The organism is Roseovarius faecimaris, assembly GCF_009762325.1.
Classification (GTDB): Bacteria; Pseudomonadota; Alphaproteobacteria; order Rhodobacterales; family Rhodobacteraceae; genus Roseovarius; species Roseovarius faecimaris.
On the sequence record NZ_CP034348.1, the window covers coordinates 2,767,877 to 2,791,249 of the forward strand.

Consider the following 23,373-nt stretch of genomic DNA (forward strand, 5'->3'; position numbering starts at 1 on the left):
GCCGCTCATTCGCTGTTCAGCAGAACGGCCTCGACGCGCCGGTTCGCCTCGCGCCCGGCCCGGTCGAGATTTGGCGCAATCGGCGACAGGTACCCCATCCCTTCCGCATCGAGCTGCGCGCGCGGCACGCCATGCACGCTGACCAGCCGTTCCAGAACCGAGGCCGCCCGCCGTTTCGACAACGCGATATTCGGGGTCAGCCCGCCCACCGTGTCGGTATGGCCCACCAGCGCCACTCTGAGCCCCGGGTCGGATTTCAGAAACGCCGCCAGTGCGGTCAGCGACGCAAAAGGCCCCTCGCCCAGATCGGACGAACCCGACTGAAAATTCAGGTCACCCAAAATCACATGCCCCTGGTCACGCAGCGCCTGGGCCAAAGGCTGATCTGCCTCCGCGCGCGGCAACTGTACCCGCGCGTCGGCTGCCACGCTGACACCGCGGCCCCCCTGCGGGGCGACATGGATCACCTGGATATAGGCGGTCGTGCCGGAGCGGCTGATCAGCAGGCTGGCGTAGCTCTCGGCGGCGGCCTCCTCGCCCTTGCGCAGCGCCACGAAGCGATAGTCGAACAGGTCGACAAACATATCCGGCGCGGGCAGCACCCGGGTGCCGAAGCGAAAATCGAACCCGCCGCATTCCTGCCCCTCGCAATCGAGCAGCACCTGATACCCCGCCGCGGTAAGCTGATCGCGCAGCGGCGCGAGGATTTGCAGCGTGGTGATGGATTGCGCGGCCAGCCGCCAGGCCTGCAGCACGATCCGTCCCTCGACCTCCAGCACCGGCAGCGTGCCGTCGGCATACGGCCCGACCGGCATCAGATAGCTTCCGGCGGGCTCGCTCACCTCCCGGCTTAGCGTGGCATTCGTCGGCAGCGACAGCTCCAGCCCCTGCCCCGCGACAGGGCAGGCACATAAAGCCAGAGCGCCGAGCCAGCCCCGCATCGTTCAGCGCGCCTGACTGTGATAGTCCGGGTTCGGCTGCATCCCGGTGGCACTGGCCACGCGGTTGGACATGTTGAAAAAGCCCGCTACGCTGACGATGTCCCAGATATCGCGCTCCGAAAATCCCACGGCGCGCAGATGATCGCGGTCCGCCTCGCCGATGGCATGGCTTTCCTTGGTGACCTTTTCCGCAAAGCCAAGCATCGCGGTCTGCCGCGCATCCAGACCGGCGGCGCGCCAGTTCATCACCATCGCCTCGCCCAGTTCGGGCTTGCCCGACAATTGCCGCACCGCCGCGCCATGGGCCACCTGGCAATACCAGCAACGGTTGATCGAGCTGACCACAACCGCGATCATCTCGCGTTCCAGCTTGCTCAGACCGCTCTCGGCCAGCATCAGGTCGTTATACATCGCCGTAAAGCTGTTCAGCTTGTCGATATCGAACGCATAGGCCCGCAGCACATTGGGCACGAAGCCCAGCTTCTCGTCGCAGATATCGAAATATTTCTGCGTCGCCTCCGGCAGAGGATCGACCTGAGGCAGGTCAAGGGCGGTGGGGGGGTCAGTACTCATCTCGGCGCATCTTCCTTTATTCGGTAGTGATATGTTCCCACAAGGCGCATCCCGAGGGAAGTGTAGAGCGCATTCGCGCCCGTGTTGGCCTGCGTGCAGATGACCGACATATGCGTGCCGCCCTGGTCCGCTGCCCAGTGGGCCGCCTGGCGCATCATATGCCCGCCCAGCCCCTGTCCGCGATGGTCCGGCAGGATTTCCAGCGCGTGCACCATGGCCACCCCCCGGTGCAGGCCGACATACCCGGTGCCCGCCGGGCGCGCATTGAGCCGCCCGAACAGACCGGTCTTGGGGCCTTGCGCGCGGCGCATCACCTCCACGCGCGCAGGCCCGATCCCGCCGGCGGCCCAAATGTCGCGCATGATCGCCAGCGGCTCCCAGATGGTAAACGTGGTCACCTGCGGAAGAGGGTGTGCCGTCAGCGTCTCCATCGGGCAGGCATAGAGATTGACCGGGTCGATCACGTCATAGCCCGCCTCTGCAAGCAGCGCATCAAGCGCCTCTTCGCCGTCGCGGATCATGAACAGCGGCGGCTGATCCATGCCGCGCATGACCTCCTCGGCACGTGGCAGCTTGTCAGCCGTCACCGGCTGCCGCGCCGTGGCCGCCGAAACCCGTTTGCCGCCCCCCGCCCCGTCGCGAAAGGTGAACACCCCCTCCTCGAAGCGGCGCGCCGGCGGCCATGTCGCCTCGCAGACGTCATAGAGCTGCTGCACGCCCGGCATCATCCGGCAAAGGCCGCGTCGAGTTCGATCAGTGCCGCCTCGACCTGGGCGCCGTCATGGCCCCGGATCACGATCTGCGCACCGAACACGCCGTCCTGCTGAAACGGGTAGGAGCCGATGGACAAATCCGCATACCGTTCGGCCAGCTCGCCCAGCGGCCCGGCAATGTCGCCCTCTCCCCGGAAGATACGCCGCGACACCGAAACCAGCGGCGCGCCCCCGGTAAGCGTCGGCAAAACGCTGGCCACCATCGCCTCGAAAATCGTCGGCACCCCCGCCATGACATGCACGTTTTCCAAGGTGAAACCCGGCGCGGCGCTGATCGGGTTGTCGATCAGGCTTGCGCCCTCGGGAATACGCGCCATGCGCAGCCGCGCCGCATTCAGCTCCTGCCCCGCCCGCTCGTAATGCGCCGCCAGCACCGCGCGGGCATCCTCGCGCACATCGATCGGGCGGTCGAACGCGCGCGCCACGTTCTCGGCGGTGATGTCGTCATGGGTCGGCCCGATCCCGCCCGAGGTGAACAGGTGATCATAGGCAGCGCTCAGCGCCCGCACCGCCCCGGTGATGGCGTCCGGGTCGTCCGAGACCACGCGCACCTCCCTCAGGTCGATACCATGCTTGGCAAGCTCACAGGCAAGGTAATGCATATTGGCGTCGCGGGTGCGGCCCGAGAGGATCTCGTCGCCGATCACCAGCATGGCGGCGGTTGGGTTGGCCATGGCCCCCTCCTTGAATGCGTCTGGCCCTCGGTATAGGCCTGTCGCCATGCGCTTTCAAACCCCTCTTGCGCCCGCCCGTCTGATCCGCCGCTACAAGCGGTTCCTGGCCGATATCCGGCTTGAGGAGGACGGCCGCGAGGTCACCGCCCATTGTGCCAATCCAGGCTCGATGATGGGCCTTGCCGAGCCCGGCACCCGCATCTGGGTCGAACCCAATGACGACCCGAAGAAGAAGCTCAAATTCGGCTGGCGCCTGGTGGACCATGAGAACGGGCATTTCACCGGGGTGGATACGTCACTGCCCAACCGCGCGCTGAAAGACGCCATCCTTGCGCGTGGCATTGCCGAACTGGCGGCGTATGGCACCGTCCGGCCCGAGCAGAAATACGGGCAGAACAGCCGGATCGACTTCCTGTTGCAGCAGTCCGGCCTGCCCGACGCCTATGTCGAGGTGAAATCCGTCACCCTCTCGCGCCAGCCCGGTCTGGCCGAGTTTCCCGACAGCGTCACCGCGCGCGGGGCCAAACACCTCGCGGATCTGGCGGAAATGGCCCGCGCGGGCCACCGGGCCGTGCTCTTCTATCTGGTCCAGCGCACCGATTGCGCGCAGGTCAGCGTGGCAGGGGATATCGATCCGGCCTACCTCACCGCCTATGAGGCCGCCCGCGCCGCAGGCGTCGAGGTGATCGCCTACGGCACGCAGCTCTCTCCCCAAGCGGTGACACTGGGCCAGCGGCTCACCGTCCTGGGCTGACGCTCAGCTTTCGCCAAAACCCTTGGGGATGGGCAGCGGATCAAGCGTTTTGGCCCGTTTCTGCAAATGCCGCCCGATCACCACGCGGCTGATCTCGGTCGTTCCATCGACAATCCGCAGCATCTGGCTCAGCCGCGACAGCCGGTCCATCCCGTAGGGGGCAAGCAGCCCCATCCCGCCCAACACCTGCGTACAGATATTGGCCGCCTTCACCGCCGCATCGGGCACGAACCGCTTGGCATGCGCCGCCATCAGCGGGCCCTCCTCCGTGCCCAGCGCATTCGCCGCCGCCCGGTACAGCAAACGCGAGGCTTCCAGCTCGGTCGCCACATCGCCCAGCATCCATTGAATACCGTCCAGATCGAGGTTCTTGCCGCCGAACATTTTGCGGTTGGCCGAATAGGCAAGTGCCGTATCGAGTGCCGCCTGCATCAGACCGCAACACCCCGACGCGATTGAGACACGTGCAATATCGATCGCCATGAGCGAGCCTTGCAGGCCCTGGCCCACGGGCAGGATGATGTTGTCCTCGCTCACCACAACATCTCTCATGTACATCTCGGACAAGGGCAGGAACCGGTAAGACGGCGTGTCATAGCGCGGCCCGAAGCTCAGCCCCTCGGCATCCGCCGGAATGGCAATCATCGCCATATCCTTGTGGCCCGGCTGATCGGTGGTCTTGACCACGGTGAAATAGATATCGGCCTCGCCTGCCAGGCTGACCCAGGCCTTCGCGCCGTTGACCGTCCAGGTGCCATCGCCGTTGATCACCGCGCGTGAATACATGTTGGTCGCATCCGAGCCCGATTGCGGCTCGGTCAGGGCGAAATTGGCCAGCTTGCGGCCCGAGGTCAGCTCCCGCGCCCAGGACGTCTTGAACGGCTCGGTACCGAAACCACAGGCGGCATAGGTACAGATATTGTGCATCGACAGCGCGAAAGCATAGGCCCCATCACCGCGCCCCAGCTCTTCATAGACCCGGATACCCTCGCCCAGCGGCAGCCCCTGCCCGCCAAATTCTTCAGGCGCATAAAGTCCGGTCAGGCCAAGTGCGGCCGCTTTGTCCGACGCCTCGCGCGGCCAGACCCCGGCTGCGTTCCAGGCATCCACATTGGGTTTGATCACCTCCTCGCAATGCTGGCGGGCGGCGTCGAGAATGGTGTCGATCTTGCTGGTCATGACGGTGATTCCATCTTCTTTCAATTGTCCGACAATTGAATGTCAGACAATTGCATCCACCGCAATATTCATTTTTTCGAATATAATACGATCCCCGGCCTTTCCTCGACCGGACACCGTTCGCAATGTCGTCTGCCCTCTGGTTTTTCCATGTATTTGCGCCTAGATAGGGGCAGTGGGAAGTTAAACGGGGCTTAGGCGTGAACGAACACCAGGGACGCATGACACGAGACGGCATTCGCATTCATGAGGCGGATGGGTTTGCCGGAATGCACAAGGCCGGGCGGCTGGCGGCAGAGATCCTCGACCGGGTGGCCGATCATGTCTTTGTCGGACAGACCACCGGCGCGCTCGACAAGCTGATCGAGGGCATGGTGAATGACGCCGGTGCGACCTCGGCCACCATCGGCTACAAGGGTTATCAGCACGCCAGCTGCATCAGCGTGAATCATGTGGTCTGCCACGGCATCCCCGGCGACAAGGTTCTCAAGGACGGCGATATCCTGAACATCGACGTCACCGTGATCGTCGATGGCTGGTATGGCGACACCTCGCGGATGTTCGTCGCGGGCAAGCTGAACCGCAAGGCCGAGCGGCTGATCCAGGTCACGCATGACAGCCTGATGATCGGGATCGAGGCGGTGAAGCCCGGAAACACCTTCGGCGATATCGGCTTTGCCATCCAAAGCTTCGTCGAACGCCAGCGCATGTCGGTGGTGCGCGACTTCTGCGGGCACGGGCTGGGCACGGTGTTCCACGCGCCGCCCAACGTGCTGCATTACGGGCGCGCGGGCACCGGGCCGACGCTGGAAGAGGGGATGTTCTTCACCATCGAGCCGATGGTCAATCTGGGCCGTCCCGAAACGAAAATCCTCGCGGATGACTGGACAGCGGTGACCCGGGACAAATCGCTCTCTGCGCAGTTCGAGCATTCGATCGGGGTCACGTCGGACGGCTGCGAGATCTTCACCCTCTCACCCGCCGGCCGGTTCCACCCGACCTACACGTAAGCGCCGCCAGAATTTGCGCCAAATTCTGGGGCATTTTCTGTCTCAGAAAATGCGCCTGGATCAGCGGTTCGCGCCCGGCACCCAGAGCACATCGTCTTTCCCGTCGCTATTGGCCATCCGGCCCGCGCAGAAGAACCAGTCGCTCAGGCGGTTGAGGTATTTCACCGCCGCCGGGTTCACACTTTCCATCGTCGCCAGTTCCACCGCCAGCCGCTCGGCCCGGCGTGATACCGTCCGGCACAGATGCAGATGCGCCGCCAGCGCCGAACCTCCGGGCAGGATGAAACTCCTGAGCGGCTCCAGAACCGCCGTCATCGCGTCAATCTCGCTCTCCAGCCGGATCACCTGCGCGTCCGACATCCTGAGCGGCGGATACTCTGCTTCGGCATCCATCTCCATATCCGGGCGGCACAGATCGGCGCCCAGATCAAAAAGGTCATTCTGGATGCGCGCCAGGGCGGCGTCGACATCGCCCTCCGAATGCAGCCGCGCCAGACCCACCGTCGCGTTCACCTCGTCGACCGTTCCATAGGCATTCACCCGCATCGCGTGCTTGGCCACGCGTGCGCCATTGCCCAGCGCGGTCTCGCCCGCGTCCCCGGTCTTGGTGTAAATCTTGTTCAGCACCACCATAAATCAGCCCCCCGAGCGCATCCACAGAAACAGAAGGATCAACACCACCGCCAGCGCCTGCGCACCGATCCGCCACTGCATCATCTTGTTGGATTTCTTGGCCGATTCCAGATCGCCCTTGCCAAAATAGCTGATCCCGATGGCCAGGATCACCACCACCGCAATACAGGCGGCGGCCACGAGCAGAAACAGCGGGTCTTGCAGCATGTGTCATGTCCCTTCGCATACGCGTTGCCGGTGATGTAGTGGAGGCGGCGGGAAAAGCGAACCCTAAAAACGCCTCACGCCCGGCGCAGCACCCAGTCAAGCGCGCGTGTCGGCAGGATGCGGCGCAGCGTGCCCATGATATAGGTCGGCGTGGTCACATAATAGCGCGCCCGCGGACGGGACGATTCCAGCGCATGGACCAGCTTTTTCGTAACAGCGCTCGCGGGCAACTCGAACGGATCCGGCCCGCTGCTCTCATAAAGCCGCTTCTTCAGGCCCCGGCGATACTCCTCGGCGCGCGGCGACGCCTCCCAGTCGATCCAGCGCTCGAAATGCGCAATCGCGTTCTGCCGGATCTTCGACGTCACCGGTCCCGGCTCGATCAGGATGAAATGCAGCCCTGTGCCGTGCATCTCCACCCGCATCGTATCGGTCAGCGCCTCAAGCGCAAACTTGGTGCTGTTATACGCCCCGCGCCAGGGCAGCGTGACCAGCCCCAACACCGACGAGTTCTGCACCACACGCCCGTGCCCCTGCGCGCGCATCACCGGGATCACCCGGCGCGTCAGTTCATGCCAGCCAAAGAAATTCGCCTCGAATATCGCGCGCAGCGCATCTGTGGGCAGATCCTCCACCAGCCCCGGAGAGGCAAACGCCCCGTTGTTGAAAAGCGCATCCAGCCGCCCGCCCGTGGCCTCAAGCACCTCGGCAAGCCCCGCCTCGATCGTGGTGGTGTCCTGATAGTCGATCAACGGGCTCTCGAACCCTTCGGCGATCAGGCGCGCGCAATCTTCGGCCTTGCGGCAAGAGGCAAAGACCCGCCAGCCGCGCTCCCGCAGCCCATGCGCCGCGTCATAGCCGATCCCGGAGGAACAGCCGGTAATCAATACGGATTTCTCAGTCATGCGCGCGACACTGCCGTGCCTGCGCGCCGGATGCAATTGCCTTGCGGTCAGTTTGTCGTCGTGATCAGCCAATCGGCCATCCAGCCGATCTCACCGGTTTCCACTACTTCGAGCATGACCCAGCCATTGCCCGGCTCTTCCAGCACGGCAACGGACGACCCTTTGCCAAGCTGGCCAACCTTTTCAAAGTCGGTCCCCGGCCCCGCGCGCATATTGACCAGATCGCCGGTCACCTGCCGGATATCGCCCGTTGGCACGGTTATGACACTGTCCTCGGCCACGCTTTCGGGGATCGTGTAGGTCTCGCTCTGGCGCATCACATAGGTCTCCAGGCTAAAGACCTCCTCGCCGACAAAGCCGGTCGCCACGCTGTCGGGTTGCTCCCGCTCTGCCGTTACATCCGCGGCAATTGCATCTTCCACGGCCTCGTCGATGGCAGTGGTCGCCACCACCTCCGGCACCCGCTCGACCTTGGGCAGCTCCGAGTTGCTGTCATACTCGTTCGAGGCATTGACCGAGGCGAGCGTGATCTGAAACCGGCTGTCCTCATTGACCTTCAGGTCCGACAGGTTGGCCATGGCCCGGGTCACTTCCGCCATCGCCGCGCTGTCCCGCGCGCTGTCCTCAAGTCCGGCCACACGCACATCCGACGGCTCGGCAAGTTGCAGGCCCTGCACCTGAATCGAGTTTTGACCGGGCACGTAATCGCTGCCACCGCTGAGCTCGTAAAAGGCCACGGCCAGAAATGCAAAAGTCACCAACATAAAGCGCCACATCGCGCACACTCCCTGGCTACCACACGTCATAATGCGTTTCAGCTGAAACTCAACTGCGCCGACACGGCGCTCAGCTTCAGGTCAATCGGGTGTCCACAATACCCGATTCGCCCCTCGGCTTCATGGGAAAACCGGAAAAAACTTCCCACCGGCAACGCAGCGCGGATTTGGGGCCTGTGCCTGCACAAAGGGATTGTCGCCCCAAATCGGGGCTTGTATCACATCATCTATGAGTGATTTGGTCGACGACCCCAACATGGCGGTATCCGAACCGCTGCGCCGCGCCATCGGCGAGCGCTATCTGACCTATGCGCTCAGCACGATCATGCACCGCGCCCTGCCCGATGCCCGCGACGGGTTGAAGCCCGTGCACCGGCGCATCCTTTATGCGATGCACCGCCTGCGGCTTGCCTCAACCGGCAAGTTCCTCAAATCCGCCAAAATCTCCGGCGACACGATGGGCGATTTCCACCCCCACGGCGATGCGGCGATCTATGACGCCATGGCGCGGCTGGCTCAGGATTTCTCGGTCCGCTACCCGCTCGTGGATGGCCAGGGCAATTTCGGCAATATCGACGGCGACAACCCTGCCGCCTCTCGCTATACCGAAGCGCGGATGACAGCCGTGGCCGAGCTTCTGCTCAACGGTCTTGACGAAAACGCCGTCGATTTCCGCGACAATTACGATGGCCGGCTGACCGAACCTTCGGTCCTGCCCGCCGAGTTTCCGAACCTTCTGGCCAATGGCGCGTCAGGGATTGCCGTGGGCATGGCCACCAATATCCCGCCGCATAACGTGTCGGAACTGATCGACGCCTGCCTGCACCTGATCAAGACGCCTGACGCGCGCGACGACACGCTCTTGAAGTACGTGCCCGGCCCGGACTTCCCCACCGGCGGCGTCATTGTCGAGCCCGCTGAGAACATCACCCAGGCCTATCGCACCGGGCGCGGCTCGATGCGGCTGCGCTGCAAATGGAAGGTCGAAGATCTTGGCCGTGGCCAATGGCAGATCGTCGTCACCGAAATCCCCTATCAGGTGCAGAAATCCAAGCTGATCGAAAAGATCGCCGAACTGATCCAGCTCAAGAAAATCCCGATCCTCGCCGATGTCCGGGACGAAAGCGCCGATGACATCCGCCTGATCCTTGAGCCGCGCTCGAAGAATGTCGAACCCGATGTGCTCATGAACATGATGTTCCGCAACTCCGATCTGGAGGTGCGGTTCTCGCTCAACATGAACGTACTGATCGACGGGCTGACACCACGCGTTTGCTCAATGAAAGAGGTGCTGCGCGCCTTCCTCGATTTCCGCCGCGAGGTGCTCCTGCGCCGCTCAAAGCACCGGATGGACAAGATCGACCACCGGCTGGAAGTGCTGCAGGGCCTGATCACCGCCTTCCTGAACCTCGACCGCGTGATCGAGATCATCCGCTATGATGACGAGCCGAAGATTGCTCTGATGTACGAGGACTGGAGCCGCCCGCATCAGGCCACGCTCAGCCGGGCGATGCATGAGGCCGATTATGTCTCGCCGCTTGAAGGCGTGGATATGGACAGCCTCGTGCTCATCGCCGATGAAGAGGCGCGTGCCACCGGCGTGCTGGCCGAAAGCGACGAGAGCCGCGCCATACCGATGAGCTATGCAGGCCGCGAAAACGGTCTCTCGGACGTGCAGGCCGAGGCGATCCTCAACATGCGCCTGCGCTCCCTGCGGCGACTTGAGGAAGAGGCCCTGCTGCGCGAGCGTGACACCCTGATGGAAGAACGCGCCGGGCTCGAGGACCTGCTGGAAAGCGACGAACTGCAATGGCAGGCCATCGCGGATCAGCTCAGAGCGGTCAAGAAAACATTCGGCAAGGACACCGAGCAAGGCGCGCGCCGCACGCTGATCGAAGAAGCGGCCGAGGTCGAAGACGTGCCCCTTGAGGCGATGATCGACCGCGAACCGATCACCGTCGTCTGCTCGCAAATGGGCTGGATCCGCGCCATGACCGGCCATATCGACCTGACCCGCGAATTGAAATTCAAGGATGGCGACGCCCCACGCTTCATGTTCCACGCCGAAACCACGGACAAGCTTCTGGTCTTTGGCACCAACGGGCGGTTCTACACCGTTTCAGCCAGCAACCTGCCCGGCGGGCGCGGCATGGGCGAGCCTCTGCGCCTGATGGTCGATCTGCCCAACGAGGCCGAGATCGTGGATCTCTTCATCCACGCGCCCGGTCGCAAGCTTCTGGTGGCCTCCTCGGCGGGCGACGGGTTTGTCGTGCCCGAAGACGAGGTGCTGGCCCAGACCCGCACAGGCAAACAGGTGCTCAACGTCAAGGGCGAGGCCCGCGCGAAAGTCTGCAAACCAGTCTCGGGCGACACCGTGGCCTGCGTCGGCGAGAACCGCAAAGTGCTGCTCTTCGCGCTCTCCGAACTGCCCGAAATGGGCCGGGGCAAGGGCGTGCGGCTTCAGAAATACAAGGATGGCGGGCTATCTGACGCCACCACCTTCACCCTGGCCGACGGGCTCAGCTGGCTCGATCCCGCCGGGCGCACCCGCACCGAGACAGACCTGGCCGAATGGCAAGGCAAACGCGCCTCCGCCGGCCGCATGGCCCCGCGCGGTTTTCCTCGGGATAACCGGTTCACGTAAGACGGGCCTGCATGCACGATTGTGCCGAAGGCCCGGTGCGCTGATGTTGCTGCCGCTGACATCAAAACTGCCGCAGGACCATGGCCAGCCCCCGGGGTGGCGATCCTGTCAGGCGTTCCGGGGCACTTTATCCCCGCCACATCCGCGCGCAGAACGAGAGAGGCACCTAGCCCCGCCATATCGCCAGCCCTGGTAGGGGGGCTGGCGATGGGCCGGGCCGCTGCGCGGCTGTTAACCGGCCTGTGGGCCGCTGATCAATGACCGCTCAGGGCTCAATCCAGCGCGAAGGTCAGCCCGAAAGTCACCAGCCCGTCCAGCGTCCCGCCATCCGCCGGGATCAGCTGCACGAAGGCATTGCGATAACGCGTCTGCACGCCCACCAGCGGCACCGCGTCGCCGATGGAATGGTCGAACTGGTCGCCCTCTCCGGGATACCAGGCCAGCCCGCCAAACACACCCAGCTCAAACTCCGGCGCAATTTCAACGCCATAGCTCAGCGCGCCCAGCACCGAGATATCCTCATAGCTGTTGTAATACGCGCCCAGCGAATACCCCAGGGCGCTTTGCTGCCAGGTCAGGATCACACCGGGGTTGATCTCCTGAAAATCGCGGGTGGCATTGATATGATGACTGCCCAGAAGGATCGACACGCGATCCGGGTCGGCCTCGGCGGCCAGGGGCAAGGCGGCCAGCGCCAGGGCCATTCTCAGTGTCATTGCCGTGTCTCCTGCTCGGATGGCCCCTCTTTGACGGGGGCCCTTTCCTTTGCTCATAGGCGCTTAATCAGGCGATATTATGGCAGCTCACCCCGCCATTCCCGCCCCCCCTTTGCGAGACGGGCTGTCAGGCCCGGCGAGCGGCTCGGCCATCAGCCACACGCCCCCCTCGGGTCTGAGCGTCAGTATCTGCACCGGCTTCGGGTCTTTCCCGGGCACCGGTGTAAACCTGAACCGCGACAGAAGCGTCGCCAGAATGATCACCGCTTCCTGCAGCGCAAAACTGGCCCCGATGCAGATGCGCGGCCCGTCACCGAACGGCAGATAGGCATAGCGCTCTACCGCCTTGCGATCGGCAAACCGTTCCGGGCGGAACATGTTCGGCGCCTCCCACAGCCGCTCCGACCGGTGCAGCGCATAGATCGGGATGATGACGGTATCGCCGGGCAAAATCTCGCACCCGCAAAGCTCATCGCGCGCCTGCGCCGTGCGCGAGATCATCGCCGCCGGCGGATAAAGCCTCAGCGCCTCATCGGCGATCATCCGGATATACGGCAGCTTCGCCACATCCTCCCCCGCCGCCGCGCGCCCGCCAAGCACCGCCTGCGCCTCGCTGCGCGCCTTGTCCTGCACCTCCTGGTCATAGGCGACAAGATAGAGCGACCACGCCAGGGTCAGCGCCGTCGTCTCATGCCCCGCCACGATAAAGGTCAGCAGGTTATCGCGCAGCTCGGCGGTGTTCATCTGCCGCTTGGTCTCCGGGTCCTCCCCGGCCAGCAGCAGATCCAGAAGGTCCGGCACATCGCGCCCGCCCCGCAGACGCCGCGCCTCGACCGCCTCATCGGCCACCCGCTTCATCTCGGCCACCGCCTTGCCGGAAAAGACCCGCCCCGGGCGCGGCACCCAGTCGGGCAGACCCAGCATGTCAAACAGCGATATCCGCCCCGCGGCCTCGATGTAGTCGTCTATCGCACGGTGCACGGCCTCTGCATCCATCTGCCCGTCGCCGGAAAAGGTCACATCGCTGATCACGTCAAAGGTCGTGCGCACCATGTCCGCGGCCATATCGACCGCGCGGTCGCCTGCGGCGGCAATCCGCGTGCAGCTGCGCTCGGCCGCCTCGCCCATGATCGGGGCCAGGTTCATCACGTTGCGATGGGAAAAGACAGGCGCCGCCGCCCGCCTCTGCCAGCGCCAATGCGCCCCTTCGGCAATGAACAGACTGTCGCCGATCGCGGGCCTGAGCAGGTTCTTCGTGACCAGAGACTTTGGATAATTCTCAATATTTTCCAGCAGCATACGCCGGATCGCCCCCGGCTCCATCACCATATGCCAGCGCTTTCCGGTCCGCCCCGAAAGGATCGGGCGCCGTACCGCCTCATCGGGAATGATGTCGATCAGGTTCCGCCGCGAAGCCGCCAGCGAGGCAAAAAGCCCCATCGGTTCGGTATGCAGCGGCACAAAGACGGGCGGCGTTTCGCGGGGCATGGGCGGGCCTTTCAGGTCTGCCATTGATATAGGAAGCCGCCCGGGCGCGGGCAAATCGTTGCGCTCGGCCTGCCTTTTCGCTATCCGGGCGGGCAGATCATGCCTTGGGGGCCCCTATGACTCGACTGCTCGCGCTTTTTGCCACGCTCTGCCTGCTCGCGGCCTGCACCAACCCGAACGACCTCGATCAAGCGCCGGTCGATCTGGGCGATTTCCGGCTTGGCCATAACGTGGCCGTGGCCCCCAACATCACCAAGGGCCCCGCCTCGCGCGAGGCCAGCGCCGAGGAATGGATCGCCGCCATGCAGGCCGCGATTGACGAACGCTTCGGGCGCTATGAGGGCGACAAGCTCTATCATTTCGGCATCAGCATCGAAGGCTATGTGCTGGCCGTGCCCGGCGTGCCGGTCGTGGCCTCTCCCAAATCGGCCCTTATCATCCGGGTCACGCTCTGGGACGACGCAGCGCAGGCCAAGCTGAATGAAGAACCTGAACAGGTCACGATCATCGAAAGCTTTTCCGCCGACACCTGGATCGGCTCCGGCCTGACCCAGTCCAAGGAAAAGCAGATGGAGAACCTCACGCGCAACGCCGCCAAGCTCATCGAAAACTGGATGGTCCGGCAACGCGCCAAGCAAGGCTGGTTCGGCCCCGAGCCCATGGCCTCGCCAGACCCTCAGACCGACAGCGAGGCGCCGGTCGATCCCGAAGCCACCGGCACAGAGACCGGACCGACGGACGAAACGGAAGACAGCTGAAGCCAGCCAGGGCCGACGCCGCAGCACTCGTTTCTATTGTAGGGAATTGGCAGTGCAGGCAGTCTTGAGCTATCCAGTCTCGGAGCAATTTCCCTGAAAACAGGGAATTTACAGGGAAATTCTGCGAATATAGCCTGAAATTGGCGTGCCCCCTTCGGGTGGTCCGGTTTAATTGTTAGTGCATCGTGGGCCTCTGGTCCATTGGAACGATGCTTTTGGGCGCGGGTGGGCGGTAACCCAATGCGCTGTGGGGTCTGACCGTGCTGTAGTGGACGCGCCATTGCTCGATCAGGATTTGAGCCTCGCGTAAGGTATAGAAGATTTCGCCGTTGAGTAGCTCGTCGCGGAAACGGGCGTTGAAGCTTTCGCAATATCCATTCTCCCAAGGCGACCCTGGTTCGATGTAGGCCGTTTTTGCTCCGACGGCGGCGATCCAGTCTCGCACCTTCTGAGCGATAAATTCTGGTCCGTTGTCGGATCTTATCCACTCCGGCGGGCCACGCAGGATGAACAGGTCGGTCAGTGCATCCAGCACATCGGTTGAGTTGAGTTTGCGATCGACGCGGATCATCAGCGCCTCCCTGGTGTATTCGTCGATGATGTTGAGCGTTCGATAGACGCGCCCATCAGCGGTTCGATCCTGCACGAAGTCATAGGACCAAACGTGGTTCGGTCGTTCGGGCCTGAGACGCACGCATGATCCGTCGTTCAGCCAAAGCCGCCCTTTCTTCTTCTGTTTCTGTGGAACCTTCAGCCCTTCACGCCGCCATATCCGTTCAACCCGCTTATGATTCACACACCACCCAGCGTTGTTCAGCAAACCAGTGACCATGCGATACCCATAGCGCCCGTACTGGTCGGCCAGCTCAATGATGTCGTCGGTCAATCGCGCTTCATCAGCACGGCCTTGGGGGACCTTGCGCTGCGTCGATCGATGCTGCCCAAGTGCGCGGCAGGCGCGGCGTTCAGACACGCCAAGCTCCTGCCGCACATGGTCGACGCATTTCCGGCGACGCGAAGGGCTCAGAAGTTTCCCTTTGCGGCTTCCGTCAGGATGAGCTTATCCAAGGTCAAATCGGACACCGCTCGACGCAGCCTTTGGTTCTCTTTCTCCAGCTCTTTCAGACGGGCAAGCTGAGACCGCTGCATCCCGCCATAGAGCTTTCGCCATCGATAGAACGTCTGTTGCGTCACGCCGATTTGGCGCACTGCCTCGACAATCGTCGCGCCTTGCCCCTGCAGAACTTCAACCTGTCGAAGCTTCGAAACAATCTCTTCGGGCTTCTCTCGTTTTCCAGCCATCGCTGATCCTCCAATTTGCGGGATAATCTATCCCAGTTGGTGGACCACTTTCAGGGGGCTACTCCAAGCTTCAACACCGCGACCAGCATGGGGCGCCTGACGCTGAACATGTTGCTGAGCTTCGCCCAGTTCGAGCGCGAAGTGACCTCTGAGCGCATTCGCGACAAGATCGCCGCATCCAAGCGCAAGGGCATGTGGATGGGTGGGAATGTTCCGCTGGGCTACCAGGCAAATGGACGGACGCTGAAGATCGATGAGGCCGAGGCACATACGGTTCGCACCCTCTACGATCTCTATCAGAAACTGGGCTCTGTACGGGACCTGAAAAACCGCGCAGAAGCCATTGGCTTCAGGTCTCGCCGTCGCGAACGATCATGTGGGCGAGTGTCCGGGGGCATTCCGTTCGACCGCGGTCATCTCCATCATATTCTCAGCAATCCGATCTATGCCGGGCGAATCCGGCACAAGGGGCAGATCTATGATGGGCAGCATCCAGCCATCATCGATCCACAGGCGTGGGACAAGGTTCAGGAGCTGCTGCAAAGCGGCGCCACAATCTCACGCGGCACCAGGAAAAAAGCAGTCACTTCGCCGCTGGCTGGCAAGCTCTTTGATGAAACCGGTGATCGCCTGACGCCCAGCCACAGCCGGAAGAATGGCAAGAGATTGCGCTACTACGTCTCCCGACGGGTAATTGCGGGTGGCAGCAAAGAACATCCGGATGCCTGGCGGCTGCCCGCTGAACAGGTCGAGAGGGTACTGACCGAGCTGGTCAGACGCCATCTCGGAAAGCCGGATGCGGCGGCATCAGTGACACTGGGTGTGCCAGCGGCGGAGATCAAGGCGGTCGCCGGGAAACTGTCGGAGTGCATCAGTTCGGCTGACGGCTTGGATTTGATCGAACAGGTCTATCTGCAGCCAGGCGCGATAAGCGTTCAGCTGGACACGAAAGTTCTTGCAAATTGGCTGGGCTGCCTGCCAGGGCAGATCAACACATCGGCACTGACAATCGAAGCACCATTCCAGATGCGCAGGCGAGGTGTCGAGCTGAAACTGCATCTTGGCGATCCCGCGCCGGAGATCGACAAAACGCTGGTGCAGAATATCGCGAAGGGACGTCGCTGGTTGGCGATGATTGTTGATGGCAAGTCGTTCTCAGAAATCGCAGACAATGAGAACGTATCAACACGCCGCATCCAGGACATCGCCAATCTCGCACTGATCGCACCTGACATTCTGGATGCCATCACACTTGGCGAACAGCCCGATGGTCTCTCCACCGATTACCTGATCAAAACCCACTTTTCCGCTATCTGGTCAGAACAGCGCGCGCAGTTCGCCGCGCTCTGAAACTCCCTCTCCCAAACTCGTACCGCCGGAATCGCAAACAGAGACTTCGGCCCGAAATCGGCCCTGAAAGCACTCCGGATCGCGTCTCGCTACAAACCGCGGTACGCCAAGCGCCCGAAAACACGCGACAATGGCGGAACAAACCAGCAGTGTCTGAAATCTGGGAAGTGTTTGGCAGGGGCAGCAGGGTTCGAACCCGCGACCTACGGTTTTGGAGACCGTCGCTCTACCAGCTGAGCTATACCCCTATGGCCGGGGCTGAGGTTTACTCAGGCTCGCGGCGCATTGCAAGAGCCAAGAACGGAACAAAACCAATTCGTGACACCTCACCGGGGACGGGGCGCCCGGTGGCGTCGCCGCACCGCGGAATTTTGTACAAAACACCCCCCTGTTTTGTACAAAACGTACAAAATTCCGGGCCCGTTACGCCTCCATCCAGACATGTTCCAGATGCAGCTCGCGATAGGTCTCGCGGCTGAGGTTCTTCACCTTGCTTGTGTGATGTATTGTCTGGTTGCGCCAATAGGGCTGTATGATGATCCCCGCCTCGCGCAGAATCGTCTGCAGCCGCGCCATGATCCGCCGCCGTGCCTCCACATCCGGCAGGCCCACCGCGTCGTCCAGCAGCGCGTCGAACTCCGGGTCGCTGAACCCGGTTTCGTTCCAGGCCTGCCCGGATTTATATGCCAAAGCAAGGACTTGCACGCCCAAAGGCCGCCCACCCCAGCTGGTCGTGCTGAACGGGTACGAGGTCCAGGCGTTCCAGAACGTGTTGCCCGCGATGATCGTCCGGCGGATGTTGAACCCCGCTTCGCGCAGCTGCGCCCCGATGGCATCCGTCGTCACCGTACGCCAGTCCCCGTCGATGGACACAAGCTCGATCTCCACATCCGCAAGCCCCTCGGACCGCGCCATCTCCAGCGCCCTGGCCGGGTCCACCTCCGGCGGCGGCAGCTCCGCATATTCGGGATGAATGGGAGAAACATGATGATTTTCAGCAACTTGCCCATCGCCGTTGAGCCCCAGAACAAGCGTGATCTCATTATCCACGGCCATTTGAATCGCCCTGCGGAACCTCACGTTGTCAAACGGCGGCTCGTCCACCCGCATCCGCGCCACGATGGTGTTGGCGGTCGAGCGCACCTGCCGCTCCAGCCCCAGCGCGTCCATCACCTCGACAAAATCGGCGGGGGTTTCGTCATTGGCGTCAATCTCACCTGCGTCGAACGCGGCAACAATCGAAGTGGGATCGGCGCCATAGTCAATGAATTCAATGCCTTCCAGGGGCGCCTCTCCGCCCCACCAGCGTCCGTTCTCGCGCCGTTTCACCACCGCCTTGTGCCCGATCTCAAGCGACACAAGCTCAAACGGTCCTGTGCCGACAGGATCTTGCAGAAGGCTGGAGGTCTCGTCGAAACTGCGATGCACCATCAGCGCCGGATAATCCACCATCCCCGCGATAAGCGTGATATCCGGACGCATCAGATGAAGCCGCACCGTGCGCTCATCCACCTGTTCGACCGCCCCCTCGGCGGCTTTGCCTGTGGCCGGATCGATCAGCGCCAGCATCCGCGAAGCCATTGAATTTCCTTCGGATTTTGCGTCACACCACCGTGTGATATTGTGCACGATATCGTCAGAGGTGAAGCTGTCGCCATTGGTCCAGGTGACCCCTTCGCGCGCGGTCAGCGTATAGGTGCGCGCATCGTCCGAGACATGCCAGGCCTCCAGCAGCAGCGGCGCCAGGGTCGCGTCCTGCTCCCAGCGCACAAGCCCCTCGCAAAAGGTCCGCGCGATATTGCCCTGCTCCGACCAGGAAAACTTGCGCGGGTCGGTGATGTCCATCACCCGCCCGCCCAGCCGCAGCACACCGCCCTTGCGGGGCGTCGCCGCCTGCGCCTTGCCCGGCAGCGCCAGACCCAGCGCGCCATAGGCCGCTGCCGCGCTTGCGCCAAACGTGCTTGCCAGCGCCAGGAACTCCCGCCGGGCCAGCACCCCGGCCCGCACCTGCCCTGCCAGATCCCTTACAATCGGCCTCAGGCCGGATGTCTTGGTCATACGCGCGCTCTCCCCTTTGGCCGCAGCCTAGGCCGGTTTTGAAATCTTTGCCATCCGATTTGTGAAAACACGTGTGTTTGCAAGTGCTTCGCAAACCTGTAGACCGGTTAGAAACCAGAGAGGAGCATGTATGCCCGACGGAGTATCGATAGTCATTCCCGCCCGGAACGAGGCGGAAACCGTGGGCAAGGTCATCGCTTCGGTCATCAACATACCCTGCGTGCACGAGGTGCTCGTGGTCGACAACGCGTCCTGGGATGCCACCGCCGAGGTGTCGGCCAATGCCGGGGCAAAGGTGGTCGAAGAGCCCGAGCCGGGCCTTGGCCGTGCGCTCAAGACCGGCTTTGCCGCCGCCGCGCGGCCCTGGGTGATGAAAATCGACGCCGATCTTGCGAAGTTCGATCCAAACCTGGTCGAGCTTCTCGCCGAAGCGCGCGAACCCGATGTCGGCATGGTCAAAGGCCTCTGGCAGGACCCGAATGACGACCTGCCGATGACGCGGCTCCTGATCCTGCCGGCGATCAAGCTGATCTGCCCAGGGCTCAGCCATGTGCGTGCGCCGAATTCCGGGATCTACCTTTTCAACCGCGACTGTATCCAGCTTGGCACCCTCGCGGATAACAACTCCGCCGACATCGACGTGATGCTGCGCGTCCACGGCGCGGGGCAGTCGATTGTCGAGGTGGAGATCGGCGAGATTCAGCACGATCCGCGCAACACCCAGCATTACAACGCGATGGCCGAAAACATTCTTGCGCTCTTTTTGCGCCACCATGCCACCGCCGGGTCCGCAGAACTCTAACCGCTTTCATTGTTCCCCAAATACTCCAGGGGGTCTGGGGGACTGGTCCCCCAGGGCCTGCGTGGCCTGAACGCAATCCAACCGGTGTGGCACAGCCACTCGATCAGGTCACACGCCCTTGAAGTTGGCGCTGCCTTCCAGCCGAAGAGCCTCTTCCAGAGCCTGCTTCTCGGCGCGTTCCTTGCGGATGCGGCCAAACTGCGCCACGGCGATCCCGCCCAGGATGATCAGCCCGCCCGGGATCAGCCCCGCGCCCGGGTTTTCATCCAGCAGCACCATCGCGATGGTGATCGCGGCCAGCGGAGAGAAGGAGGTCGCCAATGCCACATCGCCGGACCGGGCGTATTTCAGCCCGAGGTTCCAGGCGAACTGGCCAATGACGATCACGATGATCGCATAGACCCAGATCCATTTCAGCACCACGGGCGCAAAGAGGTCCTGGAAATGGTCGGGCCCATAGAGATAGAGCGCGATGCTCATGTAGATCGCCGTCCCCAGAATGGTGCGGTAGATCGAGAAGATGCCAAGCGGCACTTCCTTCAGACCCACGCGCGTCACGATCGTGGAGGTGATGAAGGTGAGCGTGGCCACGAAGGCCGCAAGCTCGCCGACGCCCAGGCTGAACGTGGCCCCGTCGCCCTTCAGCCCGATGATCACCGCTGCACCGACAAGGGCGATGACACCGCCCAGAAAGGCCCAGCCGTCGAATTTTTCCTTCAGGATCAACGCCGCGGCCAGGATGAACAGGGGCGGATCAATGCGCCCGATCAGCACGACATTGGTCACCGTCGTGTGCTCCAGCGCAAAGAAGAAAAGCCCCGGCGTGACCGCCGAAGAGAGCACCGCCGACACCGTGAGAAGCATCCAGTCTTTCCGAGTGAGCTTGCGCAGATTGTCCCGGGTCCAGTCCTTGTGAAAGAAAAAGACCATCGGAATCAGAGAGATCAGCGAGCCCAATGCAAGCAGGTTGCAGAAGGTGATGGCATTGCGGCCCATCACCTGATGCACCTCACCGATCTGGGTCAGCAGCGTCACGATGGAGTTCGAAGAGGCATAGATCATTACGGCGACCCAGGCCAGCACCGCCCCGAAGAGCACATTCGACATCTGCTTGGGTGCGTCGCTCATGTTGGCCATGGTGATCCTCTCTCGCGAGCGTTCTCTTGCTTACCGGCGCGGTGGCTCCTTCCTTCGGTAGTGGTGGCATGCCATCGCCGCAATATATTTCATCGGTTTTGCCGTGCCTGTGATCCGACGCGCACGCAAACTGACCGAAACGTCAAAACTGTTTCAGCATTCGGGAATTGAAAAATGGCTGGAAAAATCGCAGGTTCCAAACGCCGGTCGGTCAGGCCGGGCTTGCAAGGATACTCGATGCTTTCGCCCAATCCACAACCCGCGCCGGCCTTTGTCACGATTTTCGACGACACATATGACCAGCCCGATTGCCGCGCGTATTTTCGCATGTTGCGGGCTCTGGGTTATTCGAACCACACCCATGCCGTGCCGGTCTTTCGCGCTGTTCTGGCCGAGCTTGCACGGGTGCGCGGCCTGAGCGCGCCGAAAGTGTTCGACTTCGCCAGCTCCTACGGGATCGTCTCGGCGCTGATGAAACACCAGGTCTCGGCAGGGGCGTTTCTCGACCGTTACGCAAGCGCAGCACTTGACGATCTGAGCCCCGATGAGATGCGCGCCTCTGATAGCGGATGGCTTGCCGAACTGCCGCGCAATCCCCTGCGGCCCAGTTTCAGCGGGATCGACGTGGCGGACAATGCCATCCGGTATGCCTGCGATGTCGGGCTGTTCGAGCAGGGATTTTCAGAAGATATCCAATCGGATGATCCCTCCCCCGCCCTTGCCGCGTGCCTGGCCGAGACGGATCTGATCGTCGAATGCGGCAGCGTGGCGCATCTTATGCCCGCAGCACTCGACCGGATGCTGACAGCGGCCACGCGCAAGCCCTGGCTAGTCACCTCTCCGGTGCGCGGGAACGAGCGAAAGGCCGCGTTCGAGATCATGCGCCATCATGGGCTGGTGGTCGAGACACTGGGGCTGCCCCCATTCCCGCATCGCCGCTTCGAGAGTGTGGACGAGCAGGCGCGCGCCATCGCGATTGCCCGGGCGGCGGGGCATGAAACCGCAGGGTTCGAGACCACCGGCGCGTTCTTTGCGCAGATCTACATCGCCCGGCCCGAAGCCGAAACAACCCCGATCAGCGCCTGGGCGGTCAACCCTGCTGAACTGCTGCAGGAGTAACGCGGCTTGCGCTCCTTTCTTTCGTACAAGCCCGGCCATGACGGTGCGGTGGCGCATATTCTGGACGGGCGGCTCGACTTTGCCATCGAGGCCGAGAAGGACAGCTTCCTGCGTCATGACTGGATCGGACCCGAGCAATATGTGGATACGCTGGCGCGGCTTGATGATGTGCCTGACGTGGTCTGTGTGAGCGGCTGGTCGAAGGGTTTCAACGATTTCAGCTGGTCCGTCGGTGCCGGATATTTCGGCACAGAGCCAGAGGGCATCATCACCCGGCCAACCCGTATGATGGGCCGCGATCTGGCCTATTTCTCCTCATCGCATGAGCGTTCCCATATCTGGGCCGCCTACGCGCTCAGCCCGTTTGAGCAGGGTCAACCCTGCTATTGCCTCACCTGGGAGGGGATGATCGGGCGGTTCTATCATATCGACGCCGGTCTCAACGTCACCGCCCTGCCCGAGGTGCTGAGCCATCCGGGCTATCGCTATGCCTTTGTCTATGCGCTGGCCGATCCGACATTTGCTGATACCGAGCGTTACCCTCGACTCAACGATGCGGGCAAGCTGATGGCGCTGGCGGCTTTTTACGACGGCTCGGCCCTGTCGGCAGAGGATGCGGCGTTGATCGAAACGTTGCTGAGCGCCCGCGATGTCGAGGCGGAGCTGAAGAAATCCCGCTTTGCCGATAACGGTCACTACAATGTCGGCGTGCGCGATCAGGGCTTCATGAATTTCGCCTGGCATTTTTCGCAGGCGCTCTTTGGTCGCTTTCAGGGCTTTGCGCGGGACAATCTGAAGCGCGGTTTGCCACTGCTCATCTCGGGCGGGTGCGGGCTGAATTGCGACTGGAACGCCGCCTGGCGTGCGTCGGGCCTGTTCTCGGACGTGTTCGTGCCGCCCTGCGCCAATGATACCGGTTCGGCCCTTGGTACGGCGGTGGATGCGATGCGGCATCACACGGGCCGGGCGAAACTGGAATGGTCGGTCTATGCAGGCCAGGCGTTCGAGGATGATATCGAGAGCGCCGAGGGCGTGTCGATCACACCTTTCGAGGCCACGCATCTGGCCCAACTCTTGCAGGCGGGCAAGGTGATCGGCCACGCCACGGGCCGGGCCGAGATGGGCCCACGCGCCCTTGGCAACCGGACGATCCTGGCCTCACCGCTGCTGGCTGAAAGCCTGACCCGCCTCAACACGATCAAGCGGCGTGAGAGCTATCGGCCCATCGCACCCATCGTCGCCGAAGGCTTCGCGCCCAAGGTGTTTTCGCCGGGCCTGCCCAGTCCTCATATGCTCTATTTCGACCGGCTGAGAACCGATGCGCTGCCCGCGATCACCCATGTGGACGGCTCGGCGCGGATCCAGACGGTGAATCCGGCCCAGAACGCCCGCATTTACGAGATCCTCACCGCCTTTGAGGCCGAGACGGGTTACGCTGTGCTGTGCAACACGTCGCTCAATTTCCTGGGGCGCGGCTTTATCAACAAAACCAGCGACTTGCTGCGCTATGCGCAGGAATTCAGCCTGGATGGCTTTGTCGCTGACGACCGGCTGTTCCTGCTGGACCGCTGATA

General features: G+C 62.7%; 22 protein-coding genes and 1 tRNA gene. 8 read left to right on the forward strand and 15 right to left on the reverse strand.

Features of this window, described 5'->3' with window-relative positions:
* Positions 1-5 precede the first annotated feature (5 nt).
* From EI983_RS14025 to EI983_RS14040, 4 genes are read right to left on the reverse strand one after another with little or no spacing between them, the layout of a single operon-like run.
* The gene (locus EI983_RS14025) at positions 6-941 is read right to left on the reverse strand and encodes an OmpA family protein (RefSeq protein ID WP_157707989.1); all 936 of its coding nucleotides are present in this window, start codon (positions 939-941) and stop codon (positions 6-8) included.
* 3 nt (positions 942-944) lie between these two features.
* On the reverse strand, positions 945-1,514 hold the full coding sequence (locus tag EI983_RS14030) for a peroxidase-related enzyme (protein WP_157707990.1): 570 nt from the start codon (positions 1,512-1,514) through the stop codon (positions 945-947).
* Complete coding sequence (locus EI983_RS14035) at positions 1,511-2,239, reverse strand: GNAT family N-acetyltransferase (protein WP_246162419.1); 729 nt, start codon at positions 2,237-2,239, stop codon at positions 1,511-1,513. The genes EI983_RS14030 and EI983_RS14035 overlap by 4 nt, the downstream gene beginning before the upstream one ends.
* A complete protein-coding gene (locus EI983_RS14040) occupies positions 2,239-2,961 on the reverse strand; it encodes a competence/damage-inducible protein A (protein WP_157707992.1) in 723 nt (240 codons plus the stop codon). The genes EI983_RS14035 and EI983_RS14040 overlap by 1 nt, the downstream gene beginning before the upstream one ends.
* A gap of 46 nt (positions 2,962-3,007) precedes the next feature.
* Here EI983_RS14040 and sfsA point away from each other — a divergent pair, with 46 nt between their 5' ends.
* Entirely contained in the window at positions 3,008-3,715 is a 708-nt protein-coding gene (gene sfsA, locus EI983_RS14045) for a DNA/RNA nuclease SfsA (RefSeq protein WP_157707993.1), read from the forward strand.
* 3 nt (positions 3,716-3,718) lie between these two features.
* Here the strand turns inward: sfsA and EI983_RS14050 are convergent, their stop codons facing one another.
* Positions 3,719-4,894 carry an acyl-CoA dehydrogenase family protein gene (locus tag EI983_RS14050; protein WP_157707994.1) on the reverse strand — a complete coding sequence of 392 codons (1,176 nt, stop codon included), beginning with the start codon at positions 4,892-4,894 and terminating at the stop codon, positions 3,719-3,721.
* Between the two features lie 221 nt (positions 4,895-5,115).
* Between EI983_RS14050 and map the strand changes: the two genes are divergently transcribed.
* The gene (gene map / locus EI983_RS14055) at positions 5,116-5,904 is read left to right on the forward strand and encodes a type I methionyl aminopeptidase (RefSeq protein WP_157707995.1); all 789 of its coding nucleotides are present in this window, start codon (positions 5,116-5,118) and stop codon (positions 5,902-5,904) included.
* A gap of 60 nt (positions 5,905-5,964) precedes the next feature.
* Here map and EI983_RS14060 read toward each other — a convergent pair whose 3' ends face one another.
* The 4 genes from EI983_RS14060 to EI983_RS14075 form a co-directional block, all read right to left on the reverse strand.
* Entirely contained in the window at positions 5,965-6,537 is a 573-nt protein-coding gene (locus EI983_RS14060) for a cob(I)yrinic acid a,c-diamide adenosyltransferase (protein ID WP_157707996.1), read from the reverse strand.
* Positions 6,538-6,540: 3 nt separating this feature from the next.
* A complete protein-coding gene (locus EI983_RS14065; RefSeq protein ID WP_157707997.1) occupies positions 6,541-6,744 on the reverse strand; it encodes a twin transmembrane helix small protein in 204 nt (67 codons plus the stop codon).
* A 74-nt stretch (positions 6,745-6,818) separates the two neighbouring features.
* A complete protein-coding gene (locus EI983_RS14070; protein ID WP_157707998.1) occupies positions 6,819-7,649 on the reverse strand; it encodes an SDR family NAD(P)-dependent oxidoreductase in 831 nt (276 codons plus the stop codon).
* Positions 7,650-7,696: 47 nt separating this feature from the next.
* A complete protein-coding gene (locus EI983_RS14075) occupies positions 7,697-8,425 on the reverse strand; it encodes an SH3 domain-containing protein (protein ID WP_157707999.1) in 729 nt (242 codons plus the stop codon).
* Positions 8,426-8,654: 229 nt separating this feature from the next.
* On the opposite strand from EI983_RS14075, the gene EI983_RS14080 reads away from it, so the two are divergent.
* Entirely contained in the window at positions 8,655-11,069 is a 2,415-nt protein-coding gene (locus EI983_RS14080; RefSeq protein ID WP_157708000.1) for a DNA topoisomerase IV subunit A, read from the forward strand.
* A 272-nt stretch (positions 11,070-11,341) separates the two neighbouring features.
* Here the strand turns inward: EI983_RS14080 and EI983_RS14085 are convergent, their stop codons facing one another.
* Positions 11,342-11,785 (reverse strand): hypothetical protein, encoded by a 444-nt coding sequence (locus tag EI983_RS14085; protein WP_157708001.1) that lies wholly within the window; start codon positions 11,783-11,785, stop codon positions 11,342-11,344.
* Positions 11,786-11,872: 87 nt separating this feature from the next.
* Positions 11,873-13,273 carry a cytochrome P450 gene (locus EI983_RS14090; RefSeq protein WP_157709104.1) on the reverse strand — a complete coding sequence of 467 codons (1,401 nt, stop codon included), beginning with the start codon at positions 13,271-13,273 and terminating at the stop codon, positions 11,873-11,875.
* Positions 13,274-13,389: 116 nt separating this feature from the next.
* Between EI983_RS14090 and EI983_RS14095 the strand changes: the two genes are divergently transcribed.
* Positions 13,390-14,031, forward strand: coding sequence for a hypothetical protein (locus EI983_RS14095; protein WP_157708002.1), 642 nt, complete (start codon positions 13,390-13,392; stop codon positions 14,029-14,031).
* Between the two features lie 175 nt (positions 14,032-14,206).
* On the opposite strand, the gene EI983_RS14100 is transcribed toward EI983_RS14095, so the two are convergent.
* Positions 14,207-15,333 (reverse strand): IS3 family transposase gene (locus EI983_RS14100; protein ID WP_157705713.1). Its coding sequence is split into 2 segments (ribosomal slippage): positions 14,207-15,069 and positions 15,069-15,333, totalling 1,128 coding nucleotides; the frame shifts between segments, so codons are not numbered across the junction.
* An 87-nt stretch (positions 15,334-15,420) separates the two neighbouring features.
* On the opposite strand from EI983_RS14100, the gene EI983_RS14105 reads away from it, so the two are divergent.
* A complete protein-coding gene (locus EI983_RS14105; protein WP_157709105.1) occupies positions 15,421-16,683 on the forward strand; it encodes a recombinase family protein in 1,263 nt (420 codons plus the stop codon).
* A gap of 172 nt (positions 16,684-16,855) precedes the next feature.
* Here EI983_RS14105 and EI983_RS14110 read toward each other — a convergent pair.
* A tRNA-Trp gene (locus tag EI983_RS14110) sits at positions 16,856-16,931 on the reverse strand.
* A 175-nt stretch (positions 16,932-17,106) separates the two neighbouring features.
* Positions 17,107-18,741: an ABC transporter substrate-binding protein gene (locus EI983_RS14115; RefSeq protein WP_157708003.1), complete on the reverse strand. Its 1,635-nt coding sequence runs from the start codon at positions 18,739-18,741 to the stop codon at positions 17,107-17,109.
* Positions 18,742-18,871: 130 nt separating this feature from the next.
* On the opposite strand from EI983_RS14115, the gene EI983_RS14120 reads away from it, so the two are divergent.
* Positions 18,872-19,543 (forward strand): glycosyltransferase, encoded by a 672-nt coding sequence (locus tag EI983_RS14120; protein WP_157708004.1) that lies wholly within the window; start codon positions 18,872-18,874, stop codon positions 19,541-19,543.
* 108 nt (positions 19,544-19,651) lie between these two features.
* Here the strand turns inward: EI983_RS14120 and EI983_RS14125 are convergent, their stop codons facing one another.
* Complete coding sequence (locus EI983_RS14125; protein WP_246162188.1) at positions 19,652-20,680, reverse strand: DMT family transporter; 1,029 nt, start codon at positions 20,678-20,680, stop codon at positions 19,652-19,654.
* A 174-nt stretch (positions 20,681-20,854) separates the two neighbouring features.
* Between EI983_RS14125 and EI983_RS14130 the strand changes: the two genes are divergently transcribed.
* The gene (locus EI983_RS14130; RefSeq protein ID WP_246162190.1) at positions 20,855-21,799 is read left to right on the forward strand and encodes a hypothetical protein; all 945 of its coding nucleotides are present in this window, start codon (positions 20,855-20,857) and stop codon (positions 21,797-21,799) included.
* Positions 21,800-21,805: 6 nt separating this feature from the next.
* Positions 21,806-23,371 carry a carbamoyltransferase C-terminal domain-containing protein gene (locus EI983_RS14135; RefSeq protein ID WP_157708006.1) on the forward strand — a complete coding sequence of 522 codons (1,566 nt, stop codon included), beginning with the start codon at positions 21,806-21,808 and terminating at the stop codon, positions 23,369-23,371.
* The last annotated feature ends 2 nt before the right edge of the window (positions 23,372-23,373 follow it).

Bases quoted from the DNA above. Each gene is read 5' to 3' on its own strand.
- EI983_RS14050 (WP_157707994.1), bottom strand. From the start codon at position 4,894: ATGACCAGCAAGATCGACACCATTCTCGACGCCGCCCGCCAGCATTGC.
- EI983_RS14060 (WP_157707996.1), bottom strand. From the start codon at position 6,537: ATGGTGGTGCTGAACAAGATTTACACCAAGACCGGGGACGCGGGCGAG.
- EI983_RS14090 (WP_157709104.1), bottom strand. From the start codon at position 13,273: ATGCCCCGCGAAACGCCGCCCGTCTTTGTGCCGCTGCATACCGAACCG.
- EI983_RS14085 (WP_157708001.1), bottom strand. From the start codon at position 11,785: ATGACACTGAGAATGGCCCTGGCGCTGGCCGCCTTGCCCCTGGCCGCC.
- EI983_RS14025 (WP_157707989.1), bottom strand. From the start codon at position 941: ATGCGGGGCTGGCTCGGCGCTCTGGCTTTATGTGCCTGCCCTGTCGCG.
- EI983_RS14115 (WP_157708003.1), bottom strand. From the start codon at position 18,741: ATGACCAAGACATCCGGCCTGAGGCCGATTGTAAGGGATCTGGCAGGG.
- EI983_RS14030 (WP_157707990.1), bottom strand. From the start codon at position 1,514: ATGAGTACTGACCCCCCCACCGCCCTTGACCTGCCTCAGGTCGATCCT.
- EI983_RS14075 (WP_157707999.1), bottom strand. From the start codon at position 8,425: ATGTGGCGCTTTATGTTGGTGACTTTTGCATTTCTGGCCGTGGCCTTT.
- EI983_RS14040 (WP_157707992.1), bottom strand. From the start codon at position 2,961: ATGGCCAACCCAACCGCCGCCATGCTGGTGATCGGCGACGAGATCCTC.
- EI983_RS14095 (WP_157708002.1), top strand. From the start codon at position 13,390: ATGACTCGACTGCTCGCGCTTTTTGCCACGCTCTGCCTGCTCGCGGCC.
- EI983_RS14035 (WP_246162419.1), bottom strand. From the start codon at position 2,239: ATGCCGGGCGTGCAGCAGCTCTATGACGTCTGCGAGGCGACATGGCCG.
- EI983_RS14130 (WP_246162190.1), top strand. From the start codon at position 20,855: ATGGCTGGAAAAATCGCAGGTTCCAAACGCCGGTCGGTCAGGCCGGGC.
- map (WP_157707995.1), top strand. From the start codon at position 5,116: ATGACACGAGACGGCATTCGCATTCATGAGGCGGATGGGTTTGCCGGA.
- EI983_RS14125 (WP_246162188.1), bottom strand. From the start codon at position 20,680: ATGGCCAACATGAGCGACGCACCCAAGCAGATGTCGAATGTGCTCTTC.
- EI983_RS14120 (WP_157708004.1), top strand. From the start codon at position 18,872: ATGCCCGACGGAGTATCGATAGTCATTCCCGCCCGGAACGAGGCGGAA.
- sfsA (WP_157707993.1), top strand. From the start codon at position 3,008: ATGCGCTTTCAAACCCCTCTTGCGCCCGCCCGTCTGATCCGCCGCTAC.
- EI983_RS14065 (WP_157707997.1), bottom strand. From the start codon at position 6,744: ATGCTGCAAGACCCGCTGTTTCTGCTCGTGGCCGCCGCCTGTATTGCG.
- EI983_RS14105 (WP_157709105.1), top strand. From the start codon at position 15,421: ATGGGGCGCCTGACGCTGAACATGTTGCTGAGCTTCGCCCAGTTCGAG.
- EI983_RS14080 (WP_157708000.1), top strand. From the start codon at position 8,655: ATGAGTGATTTGGTCGACGACCCCAACATGGCGGTATCCGAACCGCTG.
- EI983_RS14070 (WP_157707998.1), bottom strand. From the start codon at position 7,649: ATGACTGAGAAATCCGTATTGATTACCGGCTGTTCCTCCGGGATCGGC.